At 72.5% G+C, this 12329-nt stretch carries 12 protein-coding genes; 4 read left to right on the top strand and 8 right to left on the bottom strand.

What is annotated here, in order from left to right; genetic code table 11:
* Positions 1-2: 2 nt before the first annotated feature.
* Entirely contained in the window at positions 3-1028 is a 1026-nt protein-coding gene (locus tag ACIBL4_RS26690) for an SGNH/GDSL hydrolase family protein (protein ID WP_399414311.1), read from the bottom strand.
* A 228-nt stretch (positions 1029-1256) separates the two neighbouring features.
* On the opposite strand from ACIBL4_RS26690, the gene ACIBL4_RS26685 reads away from it, so the two are divergent.
* Positions 1257-2645 carry a cystathionine beta-synthase gene (locus ACIBL4_RS26685; protein ID WP_399414309.1) on the top strand — a complete coding sequence of 463 codons (1389 nt, stop codon included), beginning with the start codon at positions 1257-1259 and terminating at the stop codon, positions 2643-2645.
* 369 nt (positions 2646-3014) lie between these two features.
* Here the strand turns inward: ACIBL4_RS26685 and ACIBL4_RS26680 are convergent, their stop codons facing one another.
* A complete protein-coding gene (locus ACIBL4_RS26680) occupies positions 3015-3902 on the bottom strand; it encodes a helix-turn-helix domain-containing protein (protein WP_399414307.1) in 888 nt (295 codons plus the stop codon).
* A gap of 145 nt (positions 3903-4047) precedes the next feature.
* Here ACIBL4_RS26680 and ACIBL4_RS26675 point away from each other — a divergent pair, with 145 nt between their 5' ends.
* A complete protein-coding gene (locus ACIBL4_RS26675; RefSeq protein ID WP_399414305.1) occupies positions 4048-4809 on the top strand; it encodes an SDR family oxidoreductase in 762 nt (253 codons plus the stop codon).
* Between the two features lie 15 nt (positions 4810-4824).
* Here ACIBL4_RS26675 and ACIBL4_RS26670 read toward each other — a convergent pair whose 3' ends face one another.
* From ACIBL4_RS26670 to ACIBL4_RS26645, 6 genes are all read right to left on the bottom strand, one after another.
* Entirely contained in the window at positions 4825-5250 is a 426-nt protein-coding gene (locus ACIBL4_RS26670; RefSeq protein ID WP_399414575.1) for a hypothetical protein, read from the bottom strand.
* 82 nt (positions 5251-5332) lie between these two features.
* Positions 5333-6316, bottom strand: a complete 984-nt coding sequence (locus tag ACIBL4_RS26665; protein WP_399414303.1) for a M56 family metallopeptidase — start codon at positions 6314-6316, stop codon at positions 5333-5335.
* Complete coding sequence (locus ACIBL4_RS26660) at positions 6313-6705, bottom strand: BlaI/MecI/CopY family transcriptional regulator (protein ID WP_399414301.1); 393 nt, start codon at positions 6703-6705, stop codon at positions 6313-6315. Before ACIBL4_RS26660 ends, ACIBL4_RS26665 begins: the two co-directional genes overlap by 4 nt.
* Positions 6706-6780: 75 nt before the next feature.
* A complete protein-coding gene (locus ACIBL4_RS26655; RefSeq protein WP_399414299.1) occupies positions 6781-9042 on the bottom strand; it encodes a heavy metal translocating P-type ATPase in 2262 nt (753 codons plus the stop codon).
* Positions 9043-9136: 94 nt separating this feature from the next.
* The gene (locus ACIBL4_RS26650; protein ID WP_399414297.1) at positions 9137-9409 is read right to left on the bottom strand and encodes a heavy-metal-associated domain-containing protein; all 273 of its coding nucleotides are present in this window, start codon (positions 9407-9409) and stop codon (positions 9137-9139) included.
* 151 nt (positions 9410-9560) lie between these two features.
* Positions 9561-10199 carry a TetR/AcrR family transcriptional regulator gene (locus ACIBL4_RS26645; RefSeq protein WP_399414295.1) on the bottom strand — a complete coding sequence of 213 codons (639 nt, stop codon included), beginning with the start codon at positions 10197-10199 and terminating at the stop codon, positions 9561-9563.
* Between the two features lie 107 nt (positions 10200-10306).
* Between ACIBL4_RS26645 and ACIBL4_RS26640 the strand changes: the two genes are divergently transcribed.
* Entirely contained in the window at positions 10307-11743 is a 1437-nt protein-coding gene (locus ACIBL4_RS26640) for an MFS transporter (RefSeq protein ID WP_399414293.1), read from the top strand.
* Positions 11744-11869: 126 nt separating this feature from the next.
* The gene (locus ACIBL4_RS26635) at positions 11870-12322 is read left to right on the top strand and encodes a DUF6153 family protein (RefSeq protein WP_399414291.1); all 453 of its coding nucleotides are present in this window, start codon (positions 11870-11872) and stop codon (positions 12320-12322) included.
* Positions 12323-12329 lie beyond the last annotated feature (7 nt).

Raw genomic sequence — 12329 nt, 5'->3', positions numbered from 1 at the left:
CGTCAGTTCGACGGCGTGGCGGGAGCCGGCTCCTGCTCGGGTACCCGCCGGCGGCGCCGGCGCTTCAGCAGCGCCCACGGACCCCTCGGACCGCTCGGCATCGCGGCCGTGACCTCCGTCCCCGCCTCCGACGCCGCCTCCGCCGCCGCCCGGGCCACCGGCAGGAAGCCCTCGCGACGGGAGGCGTCCGGGCGCTCCTCCTCGGCCGGCCACAGGCCGAGAGAGGCGCAGACGGTGGGCAGCACCGCCATCGCCGCCGTCGCGTAGCCCTCGGCGGAGGGGTGATAGTTGTCCGGGCCGAACAGCTCGCGCGGGTTCGCGGCGAACTCGGGGCCGAGCAGGTCGCCCAGGGACACGGTGCGGCCGCCCTGTTCGACGACTCCGATCGTCTGGGCGGCCGCCAGCTGGCGGGAGGCCCGTCGGGCCAGCCAGCGCAAGGGCTGCCGGACCGGCTCGATCGTGCCCAGGTCGGGGCAGGTGCCGACCACCACCTCCGCGCCGGCCGTGCGCAGCCGCCGCACCGCCGAGGACAGGTGGCGGACCGAGCGGGTCGGGGGCATGCGGTGGGTGACGTCGTTGGCGCCGACCATGATCACGCAGATGTCCGGCACCGGGTCGGGGTCGGCCAGCACCAGGGCCACCTGGCGGTCCAGGTCGTCCGAGCGGGCCCCGGGTGTCGCCACCGTGCGCAGCTCCACCGGGCGTTCCGCCAGGGCCGCCAGGCCCGAGGCCAGCAGCGCGCCCGGCGTCTGCCCGGCCCGGTGCACGCCCTGCCCGGCGGCCGTGGAGTCGCCCAGCATCGTCAGCCGCAGCGGCTCCACACCGGCATGGGCGTACGTATGGCCGTACCGCCCGTCCGCGTTCGGCACATGCCCCGACGTGCCGTTGCCCACCCGGCGCCGCGCCAGCTGGACCTCCGCCAGCACCAGCCCGGCGGCCGCCGCCCCGGCCAGACCGATCCCGCCGCCGCCGTACGCGGCACCCGCCGCGATCCGCCGGGCCACCCGCGCCCTCGACATGCTCGTCATGCGTCGCCGCCACCTCCTCGAACCCGTACACCCAGTGCTTGCCCCGTACAGACCGTCGCCCAATCTCAACGGGGAGTGAACGACCGTCACGGATGACTGGCAGGGCGAAGGCCCTGCCGCCGGATTCCCGCCTGCCATGCCCGCCTTCGGCGGACGACGGGAATCCGGCGACAGGGCCTAGGCTGGCGGCACCAACCACGACCACTTCTGCGGCAACCGGAGACAACGGTGCAGTTCCACGACTCGATGATCAGTCTCGTCGGCAACACCCCGCTGGTGAGGCTCAACAGCGTGACCCAGGGCATCAGGGCGACCGTCCTGGCCAAGGTGGAGTACTTCAACCCCGGCGGCTCCGTGAAGGACCGCATCGCCCTGCGCATGATCGAGGCGGCCGAGGAGAGCGGCGCGCTCAAGCCGGGCGGCACGATCGTCGAGCCGACCAGCGGGAACACCGGCGTGGGTCTCGCCATCGTGGCGCAGCAGAAGGGGTACAAGTGCATCTTCGTGTGCCCCGACAAGGTGAGCACCGACAAGATCAACGTGCTGCGCGCCTACGGCGCCGAGGTCGTCGTCTGCCCGACCGCCGTGGACCCCGAGCACCCGGACTCCTACTACAACGTCTCCGACCGGCTGGTCCGTGAGACGCCCGGTGCCTGGAAGCCCGACCAGTACTCCAACCCGAACAACCCCCTCTCCCACTACCACTCCACCGGCCCCGAGCTGTGGGAGCAGACGGAGGGGAAGATCACCCACTTCGTGGCGGGCGTGGGCACCGGCGGCACCATCTCCGGGACCGGCCGCTATCTGAAGGAGGTCAGCGACGGCAGGGTGAAGGTCATCGGCGCCGACCCCGAGGGGTCCGTCTACTCCGGCGGGTCCGGGCGGCCGTACCTCGTCGAGGGCGTCGGTGAGGACTTCTGGCCCACCGCCTACGACCGCACCGTCGCGGACGAGATCGTCGCCGTGTCCGACAAGGACTCCTTCCAGATGACCCGCCGCCTGGCCAAGGAGGAGGGCCTGCTGGTGGGCGGCTCCTGCGGCATGGCGGTCGTCGCCGCGCTGGAGGTCGCCGAGCGGCTCGGCCCGGACGACGTCGTGGTGGTCCTGCTGCCGGACAGCGGCCGCGGTTACCTCAGCAAGATCTTCAACGACGAGTGGATGGCCGACTACGGCTTCCTGGAGGACGCGGGCCCGAGCGCCCGCGTCGGTGACGTGCTCGCCGACAAGGAGGGCGAGCGCATGCCCTCCCTCGTCCACATGCACCCGGAGGAGACGGTCGGCCAGGCCATCGACGTGCTGCGCGAGTACGGCGTCTCGCAGATGCCGGTCGTCAAGCCGGGCGCGGGCCACCCCGACGTGATGGCCGCCGAGGTCGTCGGCTCGGTCGTGGAACGCGAGCTGCTGGACGCGCTGTTCAGCAAGAGCGCCTCGCTGGACGACCCGCTGGAGAAGCACATGTCCGGGCCGCTGCCCCAGGTCGGCTCCGGCGAACCCGTCGCCGACCTGATGGCCGTCCTCGGCAAGGCGGACGCGGCGATCGTCCTCGTCGAGGGCAAGCCGACCGGGGTGGTCAGCCGGCAGGACCTGCTGTCCTTCCTCGCCCGCTCCGCGAAGTGACGGCGAACGGCCGGTGAAGCACCCGTGAACCGGGTGCACTTGCCGTTCGTCCGCGATCTTCGTGGACTTCGCGGAAGTGGTACGAGCGCGACACGTTCGCGCAGCACCCGCTTAACACGAGTCCTGCACATTAGAGGTGTCGGCAGGGCGGGAGCGGCTCCCCGCCCCGGCCGGCGCCGTTGGCGTCAAGGACCTCCGGAGCGGCTCCCGGACCTCCACCGACGTCACAGACGCGAGGACCCGGCCTGACCAGGCCCGCGTCTTACGCGGGGACCGCCGTCGTCCCGCCCCCCGTTCACGGGGGTGCGGCGGTCCCCGCGCTTTTCTTTGTGCGGGGAGCGGGCAGCCGGCCTGCTTCTTTCCCGGGCGTTAGCCGACCCGGCTCGTCACCCAGCTCCCCAGCAGCGCGAGCCGCTCCGCCGTCTCCGAGCCCGGTTGGGGCGTGTACGCCACGATCGTCTGGTCGGGGGCGGCCGGGATGGTGAGGGTCTCGTACGGGAGGGTCAGCAGGCCCGCGACCGGGTGCCGGAGCTGCTTCACCCCGTGGTCGCAGGGCTTGACCAGGTGGTCCGCCCACAGGCGGCGGAAGTCGTCACTGGCGCGGGAGAGTTCACCGACGAGCCTGCCCATGGCGGGGTCGTCGGGGTGGTGTCCCGCGTTGAGGCGGAGGTGGGCGACCGTCTGGGAGGCGATCGCCGCCCAGTCCGGGTACAGGTCGCGGGCGGCGGGATCGAGGAAGACGCGGCGGGGCATGCTGCGCTCGCCGGGGGCCAGGTCGCTGAAGCCGATCACGGCGTCGCCGAGGGCGTTCCAGGCGAGGACGTCCATGCGGTGGTCCAGGACGTACGCCGGGTTGCGGTCCAGGCCGTCCAGGAGCAGCTGGACACCCGGGCGTACCCGGGACGCGGCCTCCCGGTGCGCGGATTCCCGGGACGCGGCCGGACCGCCCTCGGTCCGCCGACGGGGCCGGGCGACCGCCAGCAGATACGCGTGCTCCGCCTCGTCCAGCCGCAGTACCCGCGCGATCGCGTCCAGCACGGCGTCCGAAACTCCCCCAGACTTCGTCCGGGAGGTGCCCCCAGATCTCCGGCCCTGCTCGAGGCGGATGTAGTAGTCGACGCTCACCCCGGCCAGTTGCGCCACCTCCTCACGACGCAGTCCCGGGACCCGGCGGCGGCCGTACGAGGCCAGCCCCACGTCCTCCGGCTGGATACGGGCGCGGCGCGAGCGCAGGAAGTCTCCCAGTTCTCCGTCCATGGGCTTGAGCCTAGGCGGCCCGGGGCCGGCGAACCTGGTACTGCCAGACCCAGGAAAAGCGCCGCCCTGGGTACGGCCGCCGGGGAGGCCGAGGGTGGTGGACGACGCCGGGGAGACGCCTCGGCCACCATCGAGGGGACACTCCATGCCGTACGAGAACCTGGCCGGCCGTACCGCCGTCGTCACGGGAGCCGCGAGCGGGATCGGTGAGGCCGTCGCCGTACTGCTGGCCGCCCAGGGCGCGCGGGTGGCGCTGCTGGCCCGGCGTGAGGAACGGCTCGCGGCGACCGCCGGGAAGATCCGCGCCGACGGCGGGCAGGCTCTGGCCGTCGCCGCGGACGTCACCGGCGAGACGTCCGTGGCCGACGCCGCCGACCGGATCCACGCCGAGTACGGGGCGGTCGACCTGGTCGTGAACGCGGCCGGCGTCATGCTGCCGCACCCCGTCGACGCCCGGCGCGCCGACGAGTGGCAGCGGATGCTCGACACGAACGTCGCCGGCGTGCTGCGGATGATCGGCGCTTTCACCGGCGACCTGGTGGGCGCCGCCGCGGAGGGCCGTACCGCCGACATTGTGAACATCTCGTCCATCGCCGCGCACATCAGCTTCCCGAACTACGCGGTGTACGGCGCGACCAAGGCGGCCGTCACCTATCTGTCGGAGTCCCTGCGCGGCGAGTTCGGGCCGCGGGACGTCCGGGTCACCAACATCGAGCCCGGGTTCGTCGAGAGCGAGCTGCGCACGCACATCGCCGACGCGGAACTCTCCCGGCAGGTGGAGGGAATGCTGGACGAGGTGGGCGCGCTGTCCGCCGAGGAACTCGCCGACCTGGTCGCCTACGTGACGAGCCGCCCGCGCCGGGTCAACCTGCGGCAGATCGTCGCGCTGCCGACCCGGCAGGCCTGAACGGCGCGCACCCGCTCAGTCCTCCCAGTCGCTCTTCTGGGAGGACTGGCGGCGGCCGCCGAACAGGCCCGGGTTGGTGCGGGCGGCCTGTACGACGTTGACGCCGACGATGCCCGCCCAGGCTGCGAGCAGGCCGGGCAGATGGGCCACGCCGCCGCCGATCGCGGACAGCGGCACCGCGAGGACCAGGGAGACGATCCCGAAGCCGAAGCGCTCGCCCCAGGAGTCCGTGGCCCGCGGCGACCGGGAGTCCCGGGCCGTCTGCATCTGCTGCTCGGCGAGCTGCCGGCGCACCCGGCGGTCCACCGCGCCGTCGATCCGCTGGTCGACCTTCTCCAGGAACGAGTCGACCAGCGCGGACTCGTACTCCTCGCCCAGCTCCCTGCGCGCGTGCAGGGTGGCGTCGAGTTCCTTCTTCAGGTCGGTGTCCCGCGCGTCCATTCCGGTCATGCCCTCACGGTAGAAAGCGGGGGCACCGGCCGCACTGGGGTTAGCCCCCCTGTCCGGGCTGGGGCTGTCCCGGTCAGCCGGTGAGCCCCGGAGCGGAACAGCACGCCAGGACGAGCGGAGTCAGGGCCGCCGCCGCCGTGAGGGCCGCACACACGGTCCGCGGTGCCGGAGCGCCCGGGGCCTGCGGTGCGAGGATGCGGCGCATGCGCAACACCGCCGACGGTCCGCCCGCCGCGAAGGCCGCGTGGGGTGCCTGACCGGACGCCACCGCGTACAGGGCGGTGGCGAGTGCGTCCCGCGAACACCGGCGCAACGCCCGGTCGTCGGCTGCCATCTCGAGCAGCAGCGGTACCTCGGTACGAGCGAGCCGGGCCAACGGCAGTTCACGGAAACTGGCGGCGAAGGCCCGGGCCGCGGCCACCAGCAGATGGTGGCGGCCGGTGATGTGCGCCCGCTCGTGCTCCAGCACCGCTGCCACCTGCTGCCCGGTCAGGACCTGGAGTGCCCCGGAACTGACCACGATGTGAGGTGCGCGGCCCGGCAGGCAGTACACGGCCGGGGTGTCGTGCTGCAGCACCGTGGCACGCAACCCCGGTCGCCGGCTGCCGACGAGGCGCAGCAGTTCGGCGTGACGTGCCCGCAGGCGCCTCGCGCTCAGCAGTTCGCGTACGAGGGCGGCAGTGAACGCGGCGGGCACGAAGACCGCCGCGGCAAGGGCCGCCCCCACGCGGGCGTCCACGTCTGCGAGGCCGTTCGGGAACACGGCCCCCCAGTGCGCGCCGACGGAGACGAGACAGGCCTCGGCGAAGCGGGACAGATGGTGGCTGCCCGCTGCCGGAAGCAGGAGATGCAGGACCGTCAGGGACACGGAAGCGATGAGGGACACCCCGAGCAGGACCCACACCGTGAGAGCCAGCCGGGGTGTCCGGTGCGCCCGGTCGCCGCGGGCGAGCACCTTCGGCAGCAGCACCCCGACCACCAGGGTGACGATCAGCGGCGGCAGCGCATGATGGCCGGGGACGAGTGACGGGCCCGAGTGACCGAGGAGCCCGGTCACGAGGGCGCTCCGGGCCCCTCGGCGCCGCCTGGGGCACGGCCCATCGCGCGCAGTGCGGCGGCCAGCGCGGACACGTCGTCCGGCGACATGTGCTCCACGAACCGCTGCAGCGCGGCCTGGCGGTCCTCGGTGTTGCCGAGCGCGTCCTGCATGAGGGCGGCGGTGTATTCCTCACGGCTGCGCTCGGGTTCGTACAGCCAGGCGCGCCCGGCCTTCTCGCGGCGGAGCAGGCCCTTGCGGTGGAGGATGTCCGCGACCGTCATCACCGTCGTGTAGGCGACGGGACGCGTGTGGTTGATGTCGTCGACGATCTCGCGGACCGTGGCAGGCCGGCCCCAGCGCCAGAGCCGGTCCATGATTTCGGCTTCGAGGTCACCCAGCCGTCGCACCCTTCCCCCTCTTCCTCCCCGTAGCCGAGGTGCCTCACATCGTATGGTCCGGGAACCTGTCCGGGAACGTGGAGGTCATGCCGCGGGCCGGAAGCCGCGCAGGCGCAGGCTGTTGCCGACCACGAAGACCGAGGAGAAGGCCATGGCCGCTCCGGCGATCATCGGGTTGAGCAGGCCGGCGGCCGCGAGCGGCAGGGCGGCGACGTTGTAGGCGAAGGCCCAGAAGAGGTTGGACTTGATGGTGCCCAGCGTCTTGCGGGACAGGCGGATGGCGTCCGCCGCGACCCTCAGGTCGCCCCGCACGAGCGTCAGGTCGCCCGCCTCGATCGCGGCGTCCGTGCCCGTTCCCATCGCCAGGCCGAGGTCGGCCTGGGCCAGTGCGGCGGCGTCGTTGACGCCGTCGCCGACCATGGCGACCGAACGGCCCTCGCCCTGCAGGCGCTTGACGGCGTCGACCTTGTCCTGCGGCATGACCTCGGCGATCACGTGCTCGGGAGCGATGCCCACCTGAGCGGCGACCGCTTCGGCGACCGCCTTGTTGTCACCCGTCAGCAGGATGGGGGTGAGGCCGAGTCCGCGCAGCCGCTCGATGGCCTGCGGGCTGGTCTCCTTGACGGCGTCGGCGACCTCCAGGACCGCGCGGGCCTGGCCGTCCCAGGCGACCGCGATGGCGGTACGCCCGGCCGCCTCGGCCTCGTCCTTGGCACGCCGCAGGTCCTCCGGCAGGGACATGGCCCACTCGTCCAGCAGCTTCTCCCGGCCGACCAGGACCGCGTGGCCCTCGACGATGCCCTGGACGCCGAGGCCGGCGAGGTTGGCGAAGTCCTCCGGAGCGGGCAGGGTGCCGACGCGGGCGGCGGCGCCGGAGGCGACGGCCTGGGCGATGGGGTGCTCGGAGGCGTGCTCCAGGGCGCCGGCGAGGCGCAGGACCTCGTCCTCGTCGGTGCCGTCGGCGGTGTGCACGGCGAGCAGGGTCATCTTCCCGGTGGTGACGGTGCCGGTCTTGTCCAGGACGATGGTGTCGACCTTGCGCGTGGTCTCCAGCACCTCCGGGCCCTTGATGAGGATGCCGAGCTGGGCGCCGCGCCCGGTGCCGACCATGAGGGCGGTCGGCGTGGCCAGGCCCAGGGCGCACGGGCAGGCGATGATCAGGACGGCGACCGCGGCGGTGAAGGCGGCGGTCAGCCCGGCGCCGTTGCCGAGCCAGAAGCCCAGGGTGCCGAGCGCCAGGGCGATCACGACCGGGACGAAGACCGCGGAGATTTGGTCGGCGAGCCGCTGGGCGGCGGCCTTGCCGTTCTGCGCCTCCTCCACCAGCTTGGCCATGCGGGCGAGCTGTGTGTCGGCGCCGACGCGGGTGGCCTCGACGACCAGGCGGCCGCCGGCGTTCAGCGTGGCCCCGGTGACGGCGTCCCCGGCGCCGACCTCGACCGGAACCGACTCGCCGGTGAGCATGGAGGCGTCCACGGCGGACGACCCCTCGACGACCACACCGTCGGTGGCGATCTTCTCCCCGGGCCGCACCAGGAACCGGTCGCCGACCTTCAGCTCGCCCACGGCAATGAGCTCTTCCCGGCCGCCCCTCACCACCGTGACGTCCTTGGCGCCGAGCTCCAGCAGCGCCTTCAGCGCCGCGCCCGCCTTCCGCTTGGAGCGCGCCTCGAAGTACCTGCCGGCCAGGATGAAGGCCGTGACACCCGCCGCGGCTTCCAGGTAGATGTTCCCGGCGCCGTCGGTGCGGGCGATGGTGAGCTCGAAGGGGTGGGTCATGCCGGGCGTGCCGGCCGCGCCGAAGAACAGCGCCCACAGGGACCACAGGAACGCCGCCGAGGTACCGACGGAGATCAGCGTGTCCATCGTCGCGGCACCGTGCTTGGCGTTCGTCCAGGCGGCCTTGTGGAAGGGCCAGGCGGCGTACGTCACCACGGGCGCCGCCAGCGTGAGCGAGAGCCACTGCCAGTACTCGAACTGCAGCGCCGGCACCATGGCCATCGCGATCACGGGAACGGCGAGTGCCACGGCGGCGGTCAGCCGCTGGCGCAGTGACCGCAGCGCGTCGCTCTCCTCCTGCGCGGAGCCGCCGCCGGCTTCCGGCTCGGCGCGCACCGGCTCGGGCTCCCGTGCGGTGTATCCGGTGGCCTCGACCGTGGCGATCAGGTCCGAGACCGTCACGTCCTCGCGGAAGGTGACCTTCGCCTTCTCGGTGGCGTAGTTGACGGTGGCCTCGACCCCGTCCAGGCGGTTGAGCTTCTTCTCGATCCGGGCGGCGCACGAGGCGCAGGTCATGCCGCCGATGGCGAGTTCGACCTCGGCGGCGCCGGGCGTGGTGGTGGTCATGTCTGCTCCTCGGAGCTCACGGACGCGATGTGCGAAGGAGACGGGGGAACGGGGGCCGCGGGGACGTCCGGCCCCCGCCCGGCTCGTGGGCCGGTCAGGTGGTCACGCGGCCGGCGAAGTCGTAGCCGGCCTCGTCGACGGTCTGGGCGATCAGCGCGTCGAGCGCCTCGCCGGGCTCGGCCGCGGTCGTCACCGTGACCAGGCCGGTGCCGATCTCGACCTCGACCGCGGTGACCTCGTCCAGATCGCCCAGGGCCTTCTGGACAACTCCCTGGCAGTGCGCGCTGCCCACGCCGTCGACCTTGTAGGTGGTCTTGATCTCCGCCGCGGTGTGGCAGCTTCCGTGGGGGGTGCAGCAGTTCGACACGGGTCCTCCGCAACTAGTGGTCTCCTCATACCCCCGGGGGGTATCTGTGACGCCTCCATATATACCCCCTACCCGTATTCAGAGCAAGGGTCGCTCCGACTCGACTAGTAACCCCCCGGGGGTATCCTGAGCGGGGCCGCCGGCAAGCCGTCTAGTTGCCGTAGTGGTCCAGGAACATGTCGACGCCGCTGGTGATGAGACGGTCCGTCAGGTCTTCGTCGAGGTCCATGCCGTAGGAACTGAAGAGCATGTGGGGGAAGACCAGGAGTCCGTAGAACTGGATGATCGCCACTTGCAGGTCGGGGACCGCCAGTCGGCCCTGCTCGGTGAGGGTGCGCAGGGCGCCTGCGACCGCGGGGTGGTGGCTCTCCGGGCCGCGGTGCCTCCAGGCCTCCCCCAGCTCGGGGAAGCGGTGGAGCTCGGCGGCGACGAGGTTGCGCAGAGCGGTGACCTCGCGGTTGGTGCGGACGGCGTGGACCCAGGTGCGGGCCGCCTCGACCAGGGCGGTCCGCAGGTCCTCGGCATCCGCCAGGCTGTCGAGTGCGGCTGCGGACTCCCCGGTGAGCGGCTCGTCGAGGGCGTCCGTGATGACCGCCGTGAACAGGGCTTCCTTGCTGCCGAAGTGGTTGTAGACGGTCACCTTGGACACGCCTGCCGCGGCGGCGATGGTGTCCATTCCCACGCCGAAGCCCTCCCGCAGGAACAGCTCGCGGGCGGCCCGCACGATGGCCCGCCGCTTGAGCTCCGCGCGAGGTCCGCTGGGGGTCCTTTTCACGCTGTCGGTGCTCATGGACCGACCCTAACACCCATCTGAACTGTACGGTTGAGTTCATGTGAACTGAACAGTATGGTTCAGATTACCTGGTCGACCGAAGTCACGCGCCAGAAGGACTCGCCATGACCCACTCCGCAGCCGGTGCGCAGCACGCCGCCGAACATGACCACCAGCCGCCCGCCGACCCCCGCCGCTGGGCGGCCCTCGCCCTGATCTGCCTCGCCCAGTTCATGCTGATCCTCGACGTCACCGTCGTGAACGTCGCCCTGCCCGACATGGCGGCCGACCTCGACCTCGGCAGGGAGGCCCTGACCTGGGTCGTCACCGCCTACACCCTCTGCTTCGGCGGGCTGATGCTGCTCGGCGGCCGGCTCGCCGACGTCCTCGGCGCGCGCCGCACCCTGCTCGCCGGACTCGTCCTCTTCACGGCCGCGTCACTGGTCACCGGTCTGGCCGGGAACGCGCCGACGCTCCTCGGCGGCCGGATCGGCCAGGGCGTCGGCGCGGCCCTGCTGTCCCCGGCCGCGCTGTCCATCGTCACCACCACCTTCCACGGCGCCGAACGCAACAAGGCGCTCGGTGTCTGGGCGGCGATCGGCGGCACCGGCTCCGCGGCCGGCGTGCTCCTCGGCGGGGCCCTGACCGGCGGGCCCGGCTGGCAGTGGGTGTTCTACATCAACGTGCCCGTCGGGCTGCTCCTGCTGTTCGCCCTGCCCGCCCTCGTTCCGGCCCGGGCCCCGCAGCCCGCCCGGCTCGACGTCCCCGGCGCGCTCCTCGTCACCACGGGCACGGCCGCCCTGATCTACGGCCTGGTCGAGGCGGGGGGCGCCGGCTGGGCGGACGCCTCGACGCTGCTGCCGCTGGCCGGTGCGGCGGTCGCGTACGCGGCCTTCGCGGCGGTCGAACGGGCCGGCCGGGCGCCGCTGATGGACCTGCGGATGTTCACCCGGCGGCCGGTGCTCGCCGGGGCCTTCCTGATGCTGATCGCCACCGCCATGCTGATCGCGTTCTTCTTCCTGGGATCCGTCTACCTGCAGCACATCCGCGGTTTCAGCCCCCTGAGGACCGGACTGGTGTTCCTCCCCGTCGCCGTGGCCACCGGCATCGGCGCCCACCTCGGCTCCCGGCTCGTCGGCCGGATCGGCAGCCGCCCGACGGCCGTCGCCGGTATGGCCGTCGCGGCCGCCGGCACCGTCCCGCTGACCCGGCTGTCGGAGACCGGCAGCGTGTACGCCGGGCTCCTGCCGGGCTTCGTGATCGCCTCCCTCGGCATCGGCGCGGTCTTCGTCACCGCCACGACGACCGCCCTGGCGATGGTGGAGCACAGGGAGGCGGGGCTGGCCTCCGGGGTCGTCAACACCTTCCATGAGGTGGGTGGCTCGATCGGCGTCGCCGTCGTCTCCACCGTCGCGGCCTCCGGCTTCGGGCGGGGCTCGGCAGGCGGGTTCGGTGACGCGTTCACGGTCTGTGCCGTGACGGCAGCCGTCGGCGCCGTGCTGTCCCTGGGCCTCGTACCGCGCGGCAAACCCCGCCCGACCGGCGGCCCGCACGTGCACTGACGGGGTGGTCACCGACTCGCGCTGACCGGCGGTGCGACACCCGGGATCCGGGTTTCGGCGACGAAGTACCAACTCACTTAGTAGTATCGCGGTGGCGCGGTGGTCGAATACGGAAGGCAGGTCGGCATGAGCGGGCGGCTGCGGGCAGGCGGGGCCTTCGGGTACCTCCTGCTGGTCGTCATGCTCACCCTGGGCGTGTTCGCCATGCACACGTTGGGTCACCCGGAGGAGTCGTCCGGGCACGGCATGAGTGCTGCCGTTCCCGCTGCCGCAGGGGTGCACCACTACGCCATGATCCCGAACGCCACGGCCCTGACCGGGCCCGAGGTGACGGACGGGCCCGGGACCGAGGCGTCGGCCGCCAAGTCACCGGTGCACGAGCCTCCGGGCGGCATGGACCCGATGTCCGTGTGCCTGGCGGTTCTCACCGTGTGGCTGCTCGGGCTGTTCCTGTATGCGCTGGTGGTTCGCCGGCAGGAGCGGCTGACCGCCCTTCTCGCCCGGTCGACGGCCTTGGCGCGCCCCGGCACTCCACCACCGAGACCGCTCCTCTCCCAGTTGTCGGTTCTGCGGATATAGGCCGAAC

Origin of the sequence: Streptomyces sp. NPDC050416 (assembly GCF_044458845.1) — a bacterium.
Taxonomy (GTDB): domain Bacteria; phylum Actinomycetota; class Actinomycetes; order Streptomycetales; family Streptomycetaceae; genus Streptomyces.
Note: the sequence above shows the minus strand (reverse complement) of the source record. Positions and strands in the feature narration are given on the sequence as shown.

Excerpts from the sequence above, each read along its gene's own strand:
- ACIBL4_RS26680 (WP_399414307.1), bottom strand. The coding sequence starts at position 3,902 with ATGGACGGAGAACTGGGAGACTTCCTGCGCTCGCGCCGCGCCCGTATC.
- ACIBL4_RS26635 (WP_399414291.1), top strand. The coding sequence starts at position 11,870 with ATGAGCGGGCGGCTGCGGGCAGGCGGGGCCTTCGGGTACCTCCTGCTG.
- ACIBL4_RS26670 (WP_399414575.1), bottom strand. The coding sequence starts at position 5,250 with ATGGACGCGCGGGACACCGACCTGAAGAAGGAACTCGACGCCACCCTG.
- ACIBL4_RS26640 (WP_399414293.1), top strand. The coding sequence starts at position 10,307 with ATGACCCACTCCGCAGCCGGTGCGCAGCACGCCGCCGAACATGACCAC.
- ACIBL4_RS26690 (WP_399414311.1), bottom strand. The coding sequence starts at position 1,028 with ATGACGAGCATGTCGAGGGCGCGGGTGGCCCGGCGGATCGCGGCGGGT.
- ACIBL4_RS26645 (WP_399414295.1), bottom strand. The coding sequence starts at position 10,199 with ATGAGCACCGACAGCGTGAAAAGGACCCCCAGCGGACCTCGCGCGGAG.
- ACIBL4_RS26675 (WP_399414305.1), top strand. The coding sequence starts at position 4,048 with ATGCCGTACGAGAACCTGGCCGGCCGTACCGCCGTCGTCACGGGAGCC.
- ACIBL4_RS26655 (WP_399414299.1), bottom strand. The coding sequence starts at position 9,042 with ATGACCACCACCACGCCCGGCGCCGCCGAGGTCGAACTCGCCATCGGC.